Genomic DNA, 16,614 nt, shown 5'->3' with positions numbered 1-16,614 from the left:
TGACAATTGTTGCTGATATTATTATCATTTCCCCATTTCTAACTAATCGATAAGCTCTTTATATTGCTGTAAGCATAGTTCAAAAAGAGCTGTTAATTGTGGATTTTCTAATATTTGCAGAGATTGGATAAAGTGTTCAATCTCTTTTTGATTGCTTCCCTTGGTTTGAATGAAAATGCTCATCTTCTTTAAAAATTGCCACAGTAATTTCTCAAAAACATCGTATGGTCGGAGCATGCTCCCCAACTCGTCTTCAAAGATTGGGATATAGGATAAAAGTTTGCGCTCCATGAGCTCTGAGATGATATTTAACAGCCCTTGTTTCATATACAATCGATTGTGTACCAACTCTTTAAATTCCTTTGATTTTTCAAGTAAAGAGGTGGATAAAAAGATTAGATCTTGATTACTTAAGAAAGGCATAGTATTACAAAAAATATAGAGTTCAAACCAGGTCCAAGACTCGATAGCATAGAGGTAAGTAGTTAAAAACTCGCTATCCTCCTCTGTTAGCGGATAGTCCTTATTTAAGGAATGGATGGCATTTTTAATCACAATGGCATTCAAACGACGATAAGTCTCTGCCATTTGTCCTTGCTTGACCTCCTCTAATAGTTGCTCTAAGCCAGCTATATCTTGGTGGGCAAAGCGATCTACAACCTTTCGTCCAAATCGCATATGTGGTGATTCTTGATAATTGTTAAGCTTGTGTCCAAACTCGTCGAAGGTTACATTTATCCCTTGGATAGCTAGAATCAGTTTATCCGCAGACAACATAGACTGCCCCAGTTCAAACTTAGATAACTGAGAAGCTGTTAGACCCTCACAAGCCACATCTGACTGCTTGAGTTTCCTCGCCAGCCGCAATTCCTTGTAAAATTCTCCCAATTCCATTCTCTCAATCATCTCACTACCTCCTATTTTTATATATTATATCATTATTTTTATATTTTTATCAAAATATTCTGACACTTCAGCGAGTGAAAAAGCCAGCCTCAAGCTGACTCTTTATTCTATGGTATCAAAGGCGAGACTCGGTTTGGCATTAAGGTCCAAGTCTGCAAAGTTTTCTTTATTCCACTCGCTGACGCTAGCATAGGCAATCATACCTGCATTGTCTCCACAAAGGCGCAGAGGCGGGATGATGACCTTGACATCTGTGATTTCGTCTGCCAATCGTTCTCTGAGACCTTTATTGGCTGCCACGCCACCTGCCACGACAAGGGTTTTAACAGGGTATTTTTCCAAGGCCTTCTTGGTTTTGGCCATAAGAATATCCATGACTGCTGCTTGGAAGGAAGCTGACAAATCTTCCTTGGATAAAGTTTCTCCCTTTTGCTCGGCATTGTGGTGAAGATTGATAAAGGCAGACTTCAATCCTGAGAAAGAAAACTCCAGATTGTCTTCCTTGATCATGGCACGAGGGAAGTCATAAACATCCTGACCTTGATGAGCCAACTCGTCAATTTCGCGACCTGCTGGATAGGTCAAGCCCATGACACGACCGACCTTATCATAGGCCTCACCAACCGCATCATCTCTTGTCTCACCAACAATCTTGTAATCGCCAGCCTCTGACACATAGACCAACTCGGTGTGTCCTCCGCTGGCCAAGAGTGCCAACAAAGGAAACTCCAAAGGCTCCACACTCTGAGCTGCCATGAGGTGACCCGCCATGTGATTAACAGGGATAAGTGGAAGGCCGTGAGCCCAAGCAAAGGCCTTGGCAGCTGACAAACCAACTAGTAGAGCTCCAACTAATCCTGGCCCATAGGTGACGGCAACAGCTGTTATGTCCTCTTCGCTAATTCCTGCTTCTGCCAACGCCTCCTCGATGCAGGCTGTAATGACCTCGACATGGTGACGACTGGCTACTTCTGGCACTACGCCCCCGAAACGTTTGTGACTCTCAATTTGACTTGCAATGACATTGGACAAGAGTTCATCGTCGTTTTTCAGTACGGCGACACTGGTCTCATCACAGGATGTCTCAAATGCTAAAATATATCTATCCTTCATCTACTTCTCTCTTCATGATGATGGCGTCCTCGACTGGGTCATGATAGTAGGCCTTTCGCTCAGCGATGACCGCCATCTTTTCTTTCTTGTAAAATGCTTGCGCTCGATGATTTGACTTTCTCACTTCGAGGAAAATCTCCTTATCTGTCGGCAATGTTGCAAACAAGGCTGACGCAATTCCCTGACCCTGATAGGCTCCTTTGACAGCGATTTGCAGGACTTCTGCTTCAAAGAGATTCTCCTGAACGGCTAGAAATCCAATCACTTCTACCCCATCATAAGCCAGAGCATACCAAGTCTGGTCTTGGGACAGGTCTGCTTGGATTTGTTCCAGCGTCCAAGAACTGACTGGGTAAACATCTGCCATGACAGCGTAGATGGCTTGAGCCAGGCCAGGTTGCTGTTGAATTCGTTTGATTTCAATCATAGGCGTTTAATGTAAGATTCGCCAGAATCGGTGTGATTCTTAAGCCAATTTTCCTCAGCCTCAACTCGTTTGAGGTAATTTGGCACAAAGTCGTGCAAGGAGTCTGCTTTCTTATCCCAGGCCCAAAGAGCTAGATTAGCTGCATTTGGCAAGGTTTCTTGGTAGCTGGCTTGTGGTAGTTGTTCATGGATTTGTTCCACAAAGGCTCCAACTTCTCCAACAAAGGTCACCTGCTCAGCATCCTTGACCTGCTCTAGCACTTCCGCAAAGGACAGGTGTGCTTCTGGCATGACAGGTTCGGCATTTTCATAAAATCCTGCATAAACATTGTTGCGACGCGCATCCATCAGGGGAACAAGTAAGCCTTCTTGTTGGCGTGGCACCAGAGCCAAGAGGCTAGACATACCAACTAACTCAATGTTCAGGGTATGAGCCAAGGTCTTAGCAGTTGCTACCGCAATTCGCAAACCTGTGTAGCTACCTGGTCCCTCTGCCACCACGATTCGGTCCAAATCCTTGGGTGTCCAATCTAAACTGACCATCAAAAAATCGATGGCAGGCATGAGGGTAATACTGTGATTCTTCTTGATATTAATCACCGTCTCGGCAAGAACTTGCTTGTCCTCTAAAATGGCTAGAGAAAGAGCCTTGCTGGACGTATCAAAAGCTAATACTTTCATAACACATTCCTATCTTTTTGTCTGTTTACTATTATACTACAAAAGCCAGCGCATGGGAATTTTCTTTGTTTTGAAACAAAAGGGCCTGCCACTTAGACAAGCAACTCTACACAAAAAATTCAAAAAAGTTGTAGCTTTTTTGAATAGAAAAGTGAACAAGAAAATTGAAAGGTTCTTCGTAAAAAATTTGGATCATGCATTTATGTTTCAACTCGATTTTCGACGTTAGAAATCATCGTCATAACAATAAAGATAGCACCTAAAAATAGAAAAATCCATCCCATCTATCAAGACGAGGTGGACTTTCTGTATATTTAGATGAATAATTGACTTTAGGCATTTAAACCAAAGTAGAAAACGAGCCAGACAACATAGGTGACCAGGAGGAGAAAAATTGAATAGAGCGTCACAAAAGCGAGCTTCCAAAGGAATTTTGTTTTGCGGTGTTCCAGATGCACAAACAAGGCATTCCCCCCATAGACACAAGCTACAAAGACTACAAACATCAAGAGGCGAACCCCTACTGCAAATTCAAACAAACTAAACATTCTTAATCCTCCTTTTGGTATTCCTATTTTTATATAAACTGTTGACAATGTTGTTCTATCAATGTTAAAATGTAATTCAACATTGGTAGGAAAATCAGGTTGAGTTGTTGACTCTTCGGGTTGCAGTGCTATCCCTGAAACTTTGGTTTCTAAAGAACTGAAATTGCGATTGAACAATTCGCCCCCAGTGTTTGACTGCTCTTGACTTCTGTCAGGAGCTTTTTGATGCTTTTAAAGTTGATTCCCTCAGTAAGTTATAGTAAAGTATAAATATCGAGAGGATAACATAGGGCGACTGGTGACAGAGCGTTCAAAGGTACCAACTTCTGGTACGGGTGTGGGACTGCCTTCAGCTTTGAGCTGTAAAGACCCCTGACTACCATTGGTCTTCTCTTTTTGCTTACTCTTAGATTAAGGGCTTTTCTTTGCCTCTTTAGTAAACACTCCACTCCATGCTATTTCTACATCGTTATACTTATAGATTGACTTCTTAGCCTCATAGATGATAGAATTAAGTAAAAGCTGAGATCGAGTTTGATTTGGTGACAAGTCATTCAAAGGTTGCGATGCATTCGCTTCAGGTAGAGGTGCTGCCATCTGGACTGCTCCAGGAAAATCCCCGAGTTTTGTCTCTGCCTTTTTATTTGCTCTTGAGATTTCTCAAGAGTTTTTCTTTTTTCAAAGATATCATTCTGCCCCAACCATCTACACCAACGATTAATGAAACTAGAACTATATTCTTCCTTAAATCTGCTATCTCTTTAGATTCCCCCTTTAATTATAACACCTAAGCGCTCTCCGACCAAATCCTACCTGTCTTTTTGCTCCTTCTTTCCCTCCCTACTTTCTCATTTTCCGTCTTTTACTAATTTTTCATTTTGTGGTATAATTGAAGTAATTGTAACGAATCAAGGTCAATCTAGACACAAAATGGAATGAAATTAAGCAAATCTCTGCTAAAAGTTTGGAATAAGTTGACCTATAAATAGAAAGGAACTATATGATTTACAAAGTTTTTTATCAAGAAACAAAAGAACGTAGCCCACGTCGTGAAACAACACGCGCACTTTACCTAGACATCGATGCCAGATCAGAACTTGAGGGCCGTATCGCTGCTCGCCAACTTGTCGAAGAAAATCGCCCAGAGTACAACATCGAGTATATCGAACTCTTGTCTGACAAATTGCTAGATTACGAAAAAGAAACTGGCGTCTTCGAAATCACGGAGTTCTAATATGGCCTATACTCTTAAACCTGAAGAAGTCGGCGTTTTTGCCATCGGTGGTCTGGGAGAAATCGGGAAAAACACATACGGAATTGAATACCAAGACGAGATTATCATCGTCGATGCTGGGATTAAATTCCCAGAAGATGACTTGCTGGGTATCGACTATGTCATCCCCGACTACTCTTACATCGTAGACAATATTGACCGCGTCAAGGCTGTCTTGATCACACACGGACACGAGGACCACATTGGTGGGATCCCTTTCCTGCTCAAGCAAGCAAATGTCCCTATCTACGCTGGACCACTTGCCTTAGCTTTGATCCGTGGAAAACTCGAAGAACACGGCCTCTTGCGCAACGCCAAACTTTACGAAATCAACCACAACACTGAGTTGACCTTTAAAAATCTCAAGGCAACTTTCTTTAGAACAACCCACTCTATTCCAGAGCCTTTAGGAATTGTCATTCATACCCCTCAAGGAAAAATCGTCTGTACGGGTGACTTCAAGTTCGACTTTACACCAGTTGGTGAACCTGCAGACTTGCACCGTATGGCTGCCCTTGGTGAAGAGGGTGTTCTCTGTCTCCTCTCTGACTCGACAAATGCAGAAGTGCCAACCTTTACCAACTCTGAAAAAGTCGTTGGCCAGTCCATCATGAAGATTATCCAAGGCATCGAAGGACGTATCATCTTTGCATCCTTTGCCTCAAATATCTTCCGTCTCCAGCAAGCAACGGATGCCGCTGTTAAAACTGGACGCAAGATTGCGGTCTTTGGACGTTCTATGGAAAAGGCCATTGTCAACGGAATCGAGCTCGGCTACATCAAAGCTCCTAAGGGAACCTTTATCGAGCCAAATGAAATCAAAGACTATCCTGCGGGCGAGATTCTAATCCTCTGTACAGGTAGTCAGGGTGAGCCGATGGCAGCCCTCTCTCGCATCGCCAACGGAACCCACCGTCAGGTACAACTCCAACCCGGCGATACCGTTATCTTCTCTTCTAGCCCAATCCCTGGAAACACCACTAGCGTCAACAAATTGATTAACACTATTTCTGAAGCTGGTGTCGAAGTTATCCACGGTAAGGTGAACAATATCCATACATCTGGACACGGTGGTCAGCAAGAGCAAAAACTCATGCTCCGCTTGATTAAGCCGAAATACTTCATGCCTGTCCACGGTGAATACCGCATGCAGAAAGTCCACGCTGGACTAGCGGTGGATACGGGTGTCGAGAAGGACAATATCTTTATCATGAGCAATGGTGATGTGCTTGCCCTTACTGCTAACTCAGCTCGTATCGCAGGTCATTTCAACGCCCAAGACATCTATGTCGATGGAAATCGTATCGGTGAAATCGGCGCTGCTGTCCTCAAAGACCGTCGTGATCTATCTGAAGACGGTGTAGTTCTAGCAGTCGCAACTGTTGACTTCAAGTCACAGATGATTCTTTCTGGCCCAGACATCCTCAGCCGAGGCTTTGTCTACATGAGAGAGTCTGGAGACTTGATTCGCCAAAGCCAGCGTATCCTCTTCAATGCTATTCGTATCGCGCTGAAGAACAAAGATGCCAGCGTTCAATCTGTCAATGGTGCCATTGTCAACGCTATTCGCCCCTTCCTTTATGAAAATACAGAACGTGAACCGATTATCATCCCGATGATCCTCACACCAGATGAAGAATAATACTCTTTGATTTTCATTGAATACAAGTCAAAAAAAAACAGCCCCGTCTTCGGAGCTGTTTTTCTCTATGCTTTCTTTTCTTGATTTTTAGAAATACTACGATTTTTACCTTCAAGATACACCATCAAAATAGAAATATCTGCTGGATTTACTCCCGAAATACGGCTAGCTTGGCCGATGGTTTCTGGATTGATGAGTTTGAACTTCTGGCGAGCCTCTGTCGCGATAGAGTCAATATCATCCCAGTCGATATTGGCTGGAATGCGTTTTTCTTCCATTCGTTTCATCTTGGCAACCTGATCCATGGCTTTGGAAATATAGCCTTCGTACTTGATTTCTGTTTCAATCAATTCGATAATCTTGTCATCCAAGTCCTCTGCAGCTGGTCCGATGAAGGCCACCACATCTTGATAAGAAACTTCTGGACGGCGAAGGAATTCCTTGGCTGTCACTGCATCTGTCAATGGCTTGAAGCCCATCTCCTCAACCTTAGCATTGGTTGCCTTGACTGGCTTGAGTTTGATACTGTCGAGACGCTTCATCTCATTGTCAAATTGATTTTTCTTGATTTCAAAGCGAGCCCAGCGTTCATCATCCACAAGCCCAATCTCTCGACCCATCTCGGTCAAACGCATATCCGCATTGTCATGGCGGAGAATAAGGCGGTATTCAGCACGACTGGTCAAAAGACGATAGGGTTCAATGGTTCCTTTAGTCACCAAATCATCAATCATGACCCCAATATAACCGTCACTGCGCTTCAAAATCAATTCAGGCTTGCCTTGGATTTTCAGAGCCGCATTAATCCCAGCGATAATCCCTTGACCAGCAGCTTCTTCGTAACCTGATGTTCCATTTGTCTGACCAGCAGTGAAAAGCCCTGAGATTTTCTTGGTTTCAAGTGTTGCACGCAACTGGTGTGGCAAGACCATGTCATACTCAATGGCATAACCAGTACGCATCATCTCAGCATTTTCCAACCCTTTGATGGAATGTACCAGCTCACGCTGGACATCCTCAGGCAGACTGGTTGATAAACCTTGAACGTATACTTCCTCAGTGTCACGCCCTTCGGGTTCTAGAAATAGTTGGTGACGTTCCTTGTCCGCAAAGCGCACAATCTTATCCTCAATCGATGGACAGTAACGAGGTCCCACTCCCTTAACTACACCCGTAAACATAGGCGCACGGTGGAGGTTGTTTTGGATAATCTCATGACTGGTACCGTTGGTATAAGTCAACCAGCATGGCACTTGGTCCTTGACATAATCCTCATCACGTGAAGTGTATGAGAAGTGATTAGGGGCCTCGTCTCCTGGCTGAATCTCTGTCACGTCATAATTGATAGAGGAAGCCTTAACACGTGGAGGCGTTCCTGTCTTGAAACGACCAATTTCGAGTCCCAGTTCCTTGAGATTATCAGCTAGGTTAATCGAAGCCAAACTGTGGTTTGGTCCTGACGAGTACTTGAGATCTCCGATGATAATTTCCCCACGGAGGGCAGTTCCTGTGGTCACAATTACAGCCTTAGCAGCATATTCTTGATGGGTGGCTGTACGCACACCGACAACCTTGCCATCTTCCACCAAAATCTCATCAATCATGGTTTGACGAAGGGTCAGATTTTCTTGATTTTCAACTGTCTTGCGCATTTCCTTAGAGTAAAGTTCCTTGTCAGCCTGCGCACGAAGAGCGCGAACGGCTGGGCCTTTCCCTGTGTTGAGCATCTTCATCTGGATGTAAGTCTTGTCAATATTCTTGGCCATTTCACCACCAAGGGCATCGACTTCACGCACAACAATCCCCTTGGCAGAACCACCGATTGAAGGGTTACAAGGCATGAAAGCCAGCATTTCAATGTTGATGGTTGCAAGCAAGACCTTACAGCCCATACGGCTAGCAGCTAGAGATGCCTCCACCCCAGCGTGCCCCGCACCGATTACAATAATATCGTATTCTTCCGTAAAATTATAAGTCATTTCTTAACCTTTCAAAAATTTCTCGCAAATAAGGAACTAACTTCTCCTCCTCTAGAGCTTGATCCATAGTAACCCATTTAAAGTGTGTATGCTCTTCAGGATCTAATCTGATAATTGGCTTCTCCCCAACCCACTCTGCTTTATAAACTAAGCGAGTAAAAACCGTATCCTTAGAGGTATCCAGTTGACTATCTTCGTGAAGAAGTTTGAGCGAACTGCTATCTAGCCTAACTCCCGCTTCTTCAATGCATCCTCTAAGAGCACCATCACGCGGAAGTTCACCCTTTTCAACCCCGCCACCAGGAATATCCCAGTAAGTTGGATAAACGTTGGGTTCTCCTCTTTTAATTTCCGAACGCTGAATGAGTAAATAATCACCACCACTATAAACAAGTACATGGGCAATAAGCTTAACCATCATTTTCTCTCCTATTCCTCAAGATGAATGTGTCTTAGTTGGCCGTCCCAATCTGGTAGAGCTGTTTTTAAAAAGGCTGGAACTAGCTGGATATTCTGGAGCTGATCCAAGTCAATCCACTCACAAGGTTGCGTTTTTTCGTCTTCCTGCATGGTCAATGGAGCATCTTCAAGCAAGTTCACCAGATAATGAAACTCGATGTTGTGATAGGAAACACCGTCCTGTTCAAAACAATTTTCAACTACAAAAGCTAGCTGACCAGCTTGAGCTTTGACACCTAGTTCTTCCCTCACTTCACGGACTACCGCTTCTTCCGTGCTTTCATTGACTTGAATCGCACCGCCAATTGTGTAATACTTGCCCTTGTCTTTGGTAACTAGGAGCTTGCCATTTTGGATAATCAAGGCTGTCGCACGAACGCCAAAAACCGTATTTCCCACTTTTGTCCGAAAGTCTTGTTGAGTCATTCTTGTCCTTTCCTCTAAACGACACAAAAACAGTCAAAACTCCAAAGAAGTGCAGGACAAAAAAGCCTGCAACATCCATGAGCTTTGACCATCATTTCTATTGCTTTTATTATTGTAGCAAATTGAGAAAATTTGTCAATCTAAATGTACTGACAAACTTGTCCATCGCGGTAGGCATTGTCAATCAAACCGCCACCTAGACACTCTTCGCCATCGTAAAAGACAACTGCCTGTCCTGGTGTAATCGCGCGTTGTGGCTCTGCAAAGATGACCTCTGCCTTGTCTCCTTTGACATGTACAGTCACCTTAGAATCAGGCTGACGGTAGCGGAATTTAGCTGTGCATTCTAGCGTAAATTCCTCTGGCATGTCACGAGTAAAGTTAACTTGACTAGCCTCTAGGCTAGTTGACATGAGCGAATCATGGTAGAATCCTTGGCCGACATAGAGGATATTTTTGCTTAGGTCTTTTCCGACAACGAACCAAGGGGCATTGTCCCCACCGTGTTGACCACCGATACCAAGTCCGCCACGCTGACCAATCGTATAATACATCAGACCAGCATGTTCACCCATATCGCGACCATCCACAGTCATCATGCGACCAGGCTGGGCTGGCAGGTAGTTGCTGAGAAATTCTTTAAAGTTCTTTTCTCCGATAAAGCAAATCCCTGTCGAGTCTTTCTTCTTAGCAGTCGCAAGGCCTGCCTCTTCTGCTAGTCTGCGAACTTCAGGCTTTTCCAAATGCCCCAGTGGGAACATGGTTTTTTGGAGTTGTTCTTGAGAAAGTTGGCTGAGGAAATAGGTCTGATCCTTGCCATTGTCCACGCCACGAAGCATGTGAACTGTCCCGTCCTCATCACGCGCCACTCGAGCATAATGCCCAGTCGCTACATAATCTGCACCCAAGGTCATGGCATAGTCCAAAAAGGCCTTGAACTTGATTTCCTTGTTGCACATAACATCTGGATTTGGCGTGCGCCCCGCACGGTATTCCGCTAGGAAATACTCAAAGACGCGGTCCCAGTACTCTTTTTCAAAATTAACAGAGTAGTAGGGAATGCCGATCTGGTCTGCCACCGCAGCCACATCCTTGTAATCCTCGGTCGCCGTACAGACGCCGTTTTCATCTGTGTCGTCCCAGTTCTTCATGAAGATACCGATCACATCGTAGCCCTGCTCCTTGAGCAAGAGAGCCGTCACCGACGAATCAACACCACCACTCATCCCCACGACAACACGTGTTTTAGAGTTATCACTCATGGTAAGTCTCCCATCTATTCGTTTATTCATACCCTTCAAAATTCTATTCATTATGACTTTCAATAGAATTTCTTCGAGTATAGTCTTTTCGTTTGCTTTTAGGAGTAAAATGGTCTGGGAGACCATTTTAGCCTATCATCTTAAAATGAAAATATGATAGGCAACGAGTCGCAGGCATAACTCGAGTTAGGTAAGACGAGTTAACGACGTAATAAAAGATAAACGAAATGACTAGTTCACGATTGAAGGTCGTGTGTGCTTCAACGATTGAAGGTCGCTTGAGCAGTATTCATTATAACACGCTTGGTTAGAGAAGACAAGAAAGAGGCTGATAAATCATCTCAGCCTCCCTTTCTTCCTTTGCAAACGAATCAATTTTCCACTTTAAGTTCTTTCTTTGCTTGTTCTATCTGGTATTTCACTTGCTCAAAGCCGGTTCCTCCTAAGGAATTCCGTCTCTGAACAGCGGTTTCTGGACGCAAGTAGATATAAATATCCTCTTCAATCAAGGGATGGTAGACTTGCAACTCCTCCAAATTCCAATCTTGGATGTTTTTACCATGCTTGATAGAGTCTAGAACCAATTTACCTATTATTTCATGCGCTTCTCTAAAGGGGAGGCCTTTTTCAGCTAAATAATCTGCCAGTTCGGTCGCATTCGAAAAATCATTCTCTGTGGATTGCTGCATTTTGGCCTTATTAACCTGCATGCTCGATAGCATACCTGCCAACACATCCAGAGAATTCAAAATCGTGTCTACTGTATCAAACATGCCTTCCTTGTCCTCTTGCAAATCCTTATTGTAAGCCAGAGGCAAAGACTTCATGACAGTCAATAGCCCAAGTAAGTGCCCATAAACTCGTCCTGTCTTCCCTCGAATCAATTCGGCCATATCAGGATTTTTCTTCTGGGGCATGATAGACGAACCCGTTGAAAAGCTATCAGACAAGCTAATGTACTGATACTCAAAACTGCACCAATTGATGATTTCCTCACAAAAACGACTCATATGCATCATCAAAATGCTGGCATTTGACAGAAATTCTAAGATAAAATCACGGTCACTCACTGCGTCCAAGGAATTGGTATAGGGTTGTTGGAAGCCCAATAAATCACTCGATAATTGACGATCGATTGAAAAAGTTGTCCCTGCCAAGGCAGCCGCACCCAGGGGAGATAGGTCCGTATGTTTTAGGTTAAATGCAAAACGTTCGCTGTCCCTTTGGAACATATTGTAATAAGCCATGAGATGGTGGGCAAAACTAATCGGTTGGGCGTGCTGTAAATGAGTATATCCTGGCATGATGGTCTCCACATGTTTTTCAGCCAAATCCAGCAAAACACGGTTCAGATTCGCCAACTTATCCAAGACATGCCCAAGCTGCTCCTTTAGATATAAGTGCATATCCGTTGCGACTTGGTCATTCCGTGAACGAGCTGTGTGTAGTTTCCCAGCCAGAGGACCAATTTTCTCTGTCAGTAACACTTCCATATTCATATGAATATCTTCATTTGCAATATCAAAATGAAGCTCTCCTGCCTCTAAATCTCGCAACAAAGCTTTCAGACCATCTTGGATCTGCTCTGCCTCTTCCAAGCTTAAAATGCCAGTCTGTCCTAGCATTTGAACATGAGCTAGGGAACCCATCAAATCAAATTTTGCCAGCTGGTGGTCAAAGGAAATACTCGCACCGAACTGTTCTACCCACTCTTCCACAGTGCCTTCAAATCGACCACCCCATAATTTTGTATTTTTCGATAGAGGCTTTAAAAGCATCGTCAATCAATTTGTCCAACTCCCCAGAATCCTTCAATTTCTGGATGGTTTTATCAACCGCCTCTTTTAATTCTTTACTATCTTTTTTCATCGCAACAGCGTAGGAATCTTCTTTATCATTGTCAAAATCAAACTCAGCGATGGCTAGGTCTGGATTATTCTCTACAAATCCTTTCGCCACTGGTTCCTCAAAGATAACCGCATCTAGTTGCCCTGATTTCAAATCTGTTATCAAATTTCCATTTTTAGGAAGTGAAACGAGAGAAGAATCCTGCAAGGTTTCTTTAGCCAGAGTTTCCTGGATAGAACCTTTCTGCGCTCCAACCTTTTTCTGAGCCAAATCCTTGACTGATTGGTAATTCGTTAATTCAGATTTTCTTACGATAACCTTATTTTTAGAAGTGTAGTAGGGAATTGAAAAATCGTAAACTTGACTTCTCTCTTCCGTTTTAGAAACACCTGATATGGCAAGATCGGCCTTGCCTGAATCAAGACTAGCCAGTACATTGTCAAAACTCATTGGAGAGAACTCCACTTCTACACCTAGTTCCTTTGCGATGGCTTTGGCTAGCTCAACATCTGAACCTACAATCTGATTTTTCCCATCGACCAATTTCTGGTATTCAAACGGAGCAAACTCTGGATTTAGGGCCACCACCAATTTTCCTTTAGCCTTAATGGCTTCAACACCTTGGGACTGAGTGTTACTACAAGCAAATAATAAGGGAAACATAAGCAAACCAAACATCGTCATCAACACCTTCTTCACTTTATTCATAGAAGAGCCTCATTTTATTTTTATACTTTATTATTGTATAAATAATACTCTTCTCGTTCTCGTTTGTCAAGGAAAAACTGTATTTTATTTCATTTAAATCAAGAAAAAAGCTTATTATATGATATATTTTTACATATAATAAGCTTATTTATACTATTTGGGTTTTTAAACAATTTGAAAAATTTAGTCGAAATTATACAAGCAGAGCATTACTGAGAAGCTCCTTACACTTTTTGTTCTAGAGAAACAAAAAAGAGCCCTAAAGGACTCTTTTATTCTTAATACCAACCGTTGTTAAGCCAGAAGTTCTTGGCAGCTGTCCATGAACCGTAGCGTCCTGCAACGTAAGCATCTGCTACACGTTCTTGGTTTTCAGCTGAGTAGTCACCGTTCAAGTATGAATCTGTCAATTGGTAACGTCCGATGTATTGGCCATTTGTAGCTGTGTAACTACCACCTGATTCTTTTTGAGCGATCCATTCTTTGGCCTCTGCTTCAGAACCACTTACAGTAGAAGCTGCTGCAGTGTTGCTTTCTACTGCTGGAGCTGCTGAAGTTGCTGGTGCAGCTGGGGCTTCATAAGTTGTTGTTGCTGCTGGAGCTGCAGTAGAAGCTGTCCCTTCGATGACCAAAACTTGGTCAACATAGATAAGGTGGATATCTTTAATGTTGTTTCTTGCTGCCAATTTTTCAGCAGTCGTGTTGTACTTCTCAGCGATTTCTGAAAGAGTATCACCTGATTTAACAGTGTAAGTTACAGTTTCTTGTGCAGAGGTAAGAGCTGGGGCAAAGAAAGCAAGCAAAGCTGCCACTCCTGCGATAGTTGTTTTGATTTTTTTAGTTGTTAATGACATATCTAAAAATTCTCCTTCCATTGAATATATCTATGATACCTTTTAAATATTACCGTTGTTTAACGGTTATATGTAGAAATATTACAAAAATGTTTTATATTTACCGTTTTAAGGAGATTTTTGTCACAAAAGACCTTATTTTATACTATCTTTAATCATTTTGAGCTTTTGATAAGGGAAACAAGCGCAGAGGTCCATTCTTTGATATAATAGATATAAGAATCTTTATAAGGGGAAACAGATGCAATCACTTCGTTTTCAATCTGTCTTTGATATTATCGGACCAGTCATGATTGGCCCATCAAGTAGCCACACAGCTGGAGCTGTTCGTATCGGAAAAATTGTCTCTTCCATCTTTGATGATACGCCGACAGAAGTCGAATTCCAATTATTTAATTCATTTGCTAAGACCTACCGTGGTCATGGAACCGACCTTGCTCTCGTCGCTGGTATATTAGGTATGGATACGGACGATCCCGACATTCCAAATAGCCTAGAGATTGCCCATAAACGTGGTATCAAGATTGTCTGGACCATTCAGAAAGACAGCAACGCTCCTCATCCTAATACCACTAAAATTACTGTGAAGAATGAACACAAATCCATCAGTGTGACAGGAATTTCCATCGGTGGAGGAAATATCCAAGTTACGGAACTTAACGGCTTTGCTGTCTCTCTCAACATGAACACACCGACCATCATCATCGTGCATCAAGATGTTCCAGGTATGATTGCCCATGTTACTGAAGCCCTCTCTCGTTTCGATATCAACATCGCGCAGATGAATGTGACTAGGGAAAAAGCTGGAGAAAAAGCCATCATGATTATCGAAGTCGATAGTCGAAGTTGCGAAGAGGCGATTGAAGAAATCCGAAAAATCCCTCATCTCCACAATGTCAATTTCTTTAAGTAGGAGGAAACATGTTTTATTCTATCAAAGAATTGGTCGAGCAGGCGGATCTAGACTTCCAAGGAAATGTCGCAGAACTCATGATTGCGACCGAATATCAATTAACCGGTCGAGAACGTGCAGAAGTTCTCCTCCTCATGGAACGCAATCTAGAAGTCATGAAAGCCTCTGTCGAGCTCGGTCTCAGTGAAATTAAATCCCGTAGTGGCCTAACAGGCGGAGACGCGGCCAAACTAGACCGCCATCTCAAAAGTGGCAAGGCCTTGTCTGACTTTACCATCCTATCAGCAGCCCGAAATGCCATCGCGGTCAACGAACACAACGCTAAAATGGGCTTGGTCTGCGCCACTCCAACCGCAGGAAGTGCTGGCTGTCTGCCAGCCGTTCTCACTGCTGCTATCCAAAAATTAGACCTTAGCCACGAAGAACAGCTGGATTTCCTCTTTGCTGCTGGTGCCTTTGGATTGGTTATCGCAAACAACGCCTCTATCTCAGGCGCTGAAGGTGGCTGCCAGGCCGAAGTCGGATCCGCCTCTGCCATGAGCGCCGCAGCCTTGACCTTGGCTGCAGGTGGAACCCCCTATCAGGCTAGCCAAGCCATCGCCTTTGTCATTAAAAATATGCTAGGTCTCATCTGCGATCCCGTCGCTGGTCTGGTTGAAGTTCCCTGTGTCAAACGCAATGCCATGGGGGCTAGCTTTGCCTTTATCGCGGCAGATATGGCCTTGGCAGGTATCGAATCTAAGATCCCTGTTGACGAAGTCATCGATGCCATGTACCAAGTCGGATCAAGCCTCCCAACTGCCTTTCGTGAAACGGCTGAGGGTGGACTCGCTGCCACTCCTACTGGTCGCCGCCTACAAAAAGAAATCTTCGGCGAATAAACTCATCTGTATCTATTAGGAGAAACTATGCCCTCTATCTCAGCAATCTTTTTTGATCTAGACGGAACCCTGGTTGACAGTTCCCTCGGGATCCACAATGCCTTTACCCATACCTTTAAAGAGCTAGGAGTTCCAAGCCCTGATGCCAAAACCATTCGTGGTTTTATGGGACCACCCCTTGAAAGTAGTTTTGCAACATGCCTTCCCAAGGAACAAATCTCGGAAGCCGTTCAAATCTATCGTTCTTACTACAAGAGAAAAGGCATCCACGAAGCCCAACTCTTCCCCCGAATAACGGAATTGCTCCAAGAGCTTTCGCAAAACTACCCTCTCTACATCACTACAACAAAGAATACTCCTACTGCTCATGATATGACTAAAAATCTGGGAATCCATCATTTCTTTGACGGCATTTACGGTTCTAGTCCCGAAACACCTCATAAGGCGGATGTCATCCGTTATGCCTTGCAAACGCATCGACTCCCTGCAGACCAAGTCCTCATCATCGGGGACACCAAGTTTGATATGATTGGAGCCCAAGAAACTAGCATTAAAAAGTTCGCTGTTACTTGGGGATTTGGAGAAGAGGCTGATTTGCTCAGCTATCAACCTGACTGGATTGCCCGTACCATTGACGATATCATTAAGCAACTATAAATAATACAACGATTTGAAATTACAGAGTAAAAAGGCCA

Annotated in this window: 18 protein-coding genes; 5 read left to right on the top strand and 13 right to left on the bottom strand. The window is 43.5% G+C overall.

The features are described from left to right. Positions 1-42: 42 nt before the first annotated feature. The 6 genes from MK396_RS01180 to MK396_RS01155 all read right to left on the bottom strand — a co-directional run bounded on the left by MK396_RS01180 (position 43) and on the right by MK396_RS01155 (position 4,271). Positions 43-906, bottom strand: a complete 864-nt coding sequence (locus MK396_RS01180; protein ID WP_268723417.1) for an XRE/MutR family transcriptional regulator — start codon at positions 904-906, stop codon at positions 43-45. 102 nt (positions 907-1,008) lie between these two features. Further along, positions 1,009-2,019, bottom strand: coding sequence for a tRNA (adenosine(37)-N6)-threonylcarbamoyltransferase complex transferase subunit TsaD (gene tsaD / locus MK396_RS01175; protein ID WP_268723416.1), 1,011 nt, complete (start codon positions 2,017-2,019; stop codon positions 1,009-1,011). Continuing rightward, on the bottom strand, positions 2,009-2,446 hold the full coding sequence (gene rimI, locus MK396_RS01170) for a ribosomal protein S18-alanine N-acetyltransferase (RefSeq protein WP_268723415.1): 438 nt from the start codon (positions 2,444-2,446) through the stop codon (positions 2,009-2,011). Before rimI ends, tsaD begins: the two co-directional genes overlap by 11 nt. Further along, positions 2,443-3,126, bottom strand: a complete 684-nt coding sequence (tsaB, locus tag MK396_RS01165; protein WP_268723414.1) for a tRNA (adenosine(37)-N6)-threonylcarbamoyltransferase complex dimerization subunit type 1 TsaB — start codon at positions 3,124-3,126, stop codon at positions 2,443-2,445. Before tsaB ends, rimI begins: the two co-directional genes overlap by 4 nt. 332 nt (positions 3,127-3,458) lie before the next feature. Next, positions 3,459-3,674, bottom strand: coding sequence for a hypothetical protein (locus MK396_RS01160; RefSeq protein ID WP_000492029.1), 216 nt, complete (start codon positions 3,672-3,674; stop codon positions 3,459-3,461). A 411-nt stretch (positions 3,675-4,085) separates the two neighbouring features. Beyond that, positions 4,086-4,271 carry a hypothetical protein gene (locus MK396_RS01155; RefSeq protein WP_057488856.1) on the bottom strand — a complete coding sequence of 62 codons (186 nt, stop codon included), beginning with the start codon at positions 4,269-4,271 and terminating at the stop codon, positions 4,086-4,088. 403 nt (positions 4,272-4,674) lie between these two features. Between MK396_RS01155 and MK396_RS01150 the strand changes: the two genes are divergently transcribed. Next, on the top strand, positions 4,675-4,908 hold the full coding sequence (locus MK396_RS01150) for a DNA-dependent RNA polymerase subunit epsilon (protein WP_268723413.1): 234 nt from the start codon (positions 4,675-4,677) through the stop codon (positions 4,906-4,908). Between the two features lies 1 nt (position 4,909). Beyond that, the gene (rnjA, locus tag MK396_RS01145) at positions 4,910-6,589 is read left to right on the top strand and encodes a ribonuclease J1 (protein ID WP_000331964.1); all 1,680 of its coding nucleotides are present in this window, start codon (positions 4,910-4,912) and stop codon (positions 6,587-6,589) included. 65 nt (positions 6,590-6,654) lie between these two features. Here the strand turns inward: rnjA and mnmG are convergent, their stop codons facing one another. The 7 genes from mnmG to MK396_RS01110 all read right to left on the bottom strand — a co-directional run bounded on the left by mnmG (position 6,655) and on the right by MK396_RS01110 (position 14,125). After that, the gene (gene mnmG / locus MK396_RS01140) at positions 6,655-8,568 is read right to left on the bottom strand and encodes a tRNA uridine-5-carboxymethylaminomethyl(34) synthesis enzyme MnmG (RefSeq protein ID WP_268723412.1); all 1,914 of its coding nucleotides are present in this window, start codon (positions 8,566-8,568) and stop codon (positions 6,655-6,657) included. Next, positions 8,558-8,989: an NUDIX hydrolase gene (locus tag MK396_RS01135; RefSeq protein WP_268723411.1), complete on the bottom strand. Its 432-nt coding sequence runs from the start codon at positions 8,987-8,989 to the stop codon at positions 8,558-8,560. Before MK396_RS01135 ends, mnmG begins: the two co-directional genes overlap by 11 nt. Before the next feature lie 8 nt (positions 8,990-8,997). After that, positions 8,998-9,453 (bottom strand): NUDIX hydrolase, encoded by a 456-nt coding sequence (locus MK396_RS01130; protein WP_000193645.1) that lies wholly within the window; start codon positions 9,451-9,453, stop codon positions 8,998-9,000. 140 nt (positions 9,454-9,593) lie between these two features. Continuing rightward, positions 9,594-10,715, bottom strand: a complete 1,122-nt coding sequence (mnmA, locus tag MK396_RS01125) for a tRNA 2-thiouridine(34) synthase MnmA (RefSeq protein ID WP_001282952.1) — start codon at positions 10,713-10,715, stop codon at positions 9,594-9,596. 371 nt (positions 10,716-11,086) lie between these two features. Next, positions 11,087-12,493: an argininosuccinate lyase gene (gene argH / locus MK396_RS01120; RefSeq protein ID WP_268723410.1), complete on the bottom strand. Its 1,407-nt coding sequence runs from the start codon at positions 12,491-12,493 to the stop codon at positions 11,087-11,089. Continuing rightward, entirely contained in the window at positions 12,441-13,271 is an 831-nt protein-coding gene (locus MK396_RS01115) for an ABC transporter substrate-binding protein (RefSeq protein WP_268723409.1), read from the bottom strand. Before MK396_RS01115 ends, argH begins: the two co-directional genes overlap by 53 nt. A 278-nt stretch (positions 13,272-13,549) precedes the next feature. Further along, positions 13,550-14,125, bottom strand: coding sequence for a LysM peptidoglycan-binding domain-containing protein (locus MK396_RS01110; RefSeq protein WP_268723408.1), 576 nt, complete (start codon positions 14,123-14,125; stop codon positions 13,550-13,552). A 241-nt stretch (positions 14,126-14,366) separates the two neighbouring features. On the opposite strand from MK396_RS01110, the gene sdaAB reads away from it, so the two are divergent. From sdaAB to MK396_RS01095, 3 genes are read left to right on the top strand one after another with little or no spacing between them, the layout of a single operon-like run. Beyond that, positions 14,367-15,038: an L-serine ammonia-lyase, iron-sulfur-dependent subunit beta gene (gene sdaAB, locus MK396_RS01105; protein WP_057488864.1), complete on the top strand. Its 672-nt coding sequence runs from the start codon at positions 14,367-14,369 to the stop codon at positions 15,036-15,038. An 8-nt stretch (positions 15,039-15,046) separates the two neighbouring features. Continuing rightward, on the top strand, positions 15,047-15,919 hold the full coding sequence (sdaAA, locus tag MK396_RS01100) for an L-serine ammonia-lyase, iron-sulfur-dependent, subunit alpha (protein ID WP_268723407.1): 873 nt from the start codon (positions 15,047-15,049) through the stop codon (positions 15,917-15,919). Positions 15,920-15,946: 27 nt separating this feature from the next. Further along, positions 15,947-16,576 (top strand): HAD hydrolase-like protein, encoded by a 630-nt coding sequence (locus MK396_RS01095; RefSeq protein WP_268723406.1) that lies wholly within the window; start codon positions 15,947-15,949, stop codon positions 16,574-16,576. Positions 16,577-16,614: the final 38 nt, after the last annotated feature.

The organism is Streptococcus oralis, from assembly GCF_026782235.1.
Classification (GTDB): domain Bacteria; phylum Bacillota; class Bacilli; order Lactobacillales; family Streptococcaceae; genus Streptococcus; species Streptococcus oralis_CC.
The sequence above is the reverse complement of the archived record's forward strand: the minus strand, read 5'-3'. Positions and strand labels throughout refer to the sequence as shown.

Coding starts and splice junctions, on each gene's coding strand:
- MK396_RS01180 (WP_268723417.1), bottom strand. CDS start 906: ATGATTGAGAGAATGGAATTGGGAGAATTTTACAAGGAATTGCGGCTG.
- tsaD (WP_268723416.1), bottom strand. CDS start 2,019: ATGAAGGATAGATATATTTTAGCATTTGAGACATCCTGTGATGAGACC.
- rimI (WP_268723415.1), bottom strand. CDS start 2,446: ATGATTGAAATCAAACGAATTCAACAGCAACCTGGCCTGGCTCAAGCC.
- tsaB (WP_268723414.1), bottom strand. CDS start 3,126: ATGAAAGTATTAGCTTTTGATACGTCCAGCAAGGCTCTTTCTCTAGCC.
- MK396_RS01160 (WP_000492029.1), bottom strand. CDS start 3,674: ATGTTTAGTTTGTTTGAATTTGCAGTAGGGGTTCGCCTCTTGATGTTT.
- MK396_RS01155 (WP_057488856.1), bottom strand. CDS start 4,271: ATGGCAGCACCTCTACCTGAAGCGAATGCATCGCAACCTTTGAATGAC.
- MK396_RS01150 (WP_268723413.1), top strand. CDS start 4,675: ATGATTTACAAAGTTTTTTATCAAGAAACAAAAGAACGTAGCCCACGT.
- rnjA (WP_000331964.1), top strand. CDS start 4,910: ATGGCCTATACTCTTAAACCTGAAGAAGTCGGCGTTTTTGCCATCGGT.
- mnmG (WP_268723412.1), bottom strand. CDS start 8,568: ATGACTTATAATTTTACGGAAGAATACGATATTATTGTAATCGGTGCG.
- MK396_RS01135 (WP_268723411.1), bottom strand. CDS start 8,989: ATGATGGTTAAGCTTATTGCCCATGTACTTGTTTATAGTGGTGGTGAT.
- MK396_RS01130 (WP_000193645.1), bottom strand. CDS start 9,453: ATGACTCAACAAGACTTTCGGACAAAAGTGGGAAATACGGTTTTTGGC.
- mnmA (WP_001282952.1), bottom strand. CDS start 10,715: ATGAGTGATAACTCTAAAACACGTGTTGTCGTGGGGATGAGTGGTGGT.
- argH (WP_268723410.1), bottom strand. CDS start 12,493: ATGCTTTTAAAGCCTCTATCGAAAAATACAAAATTATGGGGTGGTCGA.
- MK396_RS01115 (WP_268723409.1), bottom strand. CDS start 13,271: ATGAATAAAGTGAAGAAGGTGTTGATGACGATGTTTGGTTTGCTTATG.
- MK396_RS01110 (WP_268723408.1), bottom strand. CDS start 14,125: ATGTCATTAACAACTAAAAAAATCAAAACAACTATCGCAGGAGTGGCA.
- sdaAB (WP_057488864.1), top strand. CDS start 14,367: ATGCAATCACTTCGTTTTCAATCTGTCTTTGATATTATCGGACCAGTC.
- sdaAA (WP_268723407.1), top strand. CDS start 15,047: ATGTTTTATTCTATCAAAGAATTGGTCGAGCAGGCGGATCTAGACTTC.
- MK396_RS01095 (WP_268723406.1), top strand. CDS start 15,947: ATGCCCTCTATCTCAGCAATCTTTTTTGATCTAGACGGAACCCTGGTT.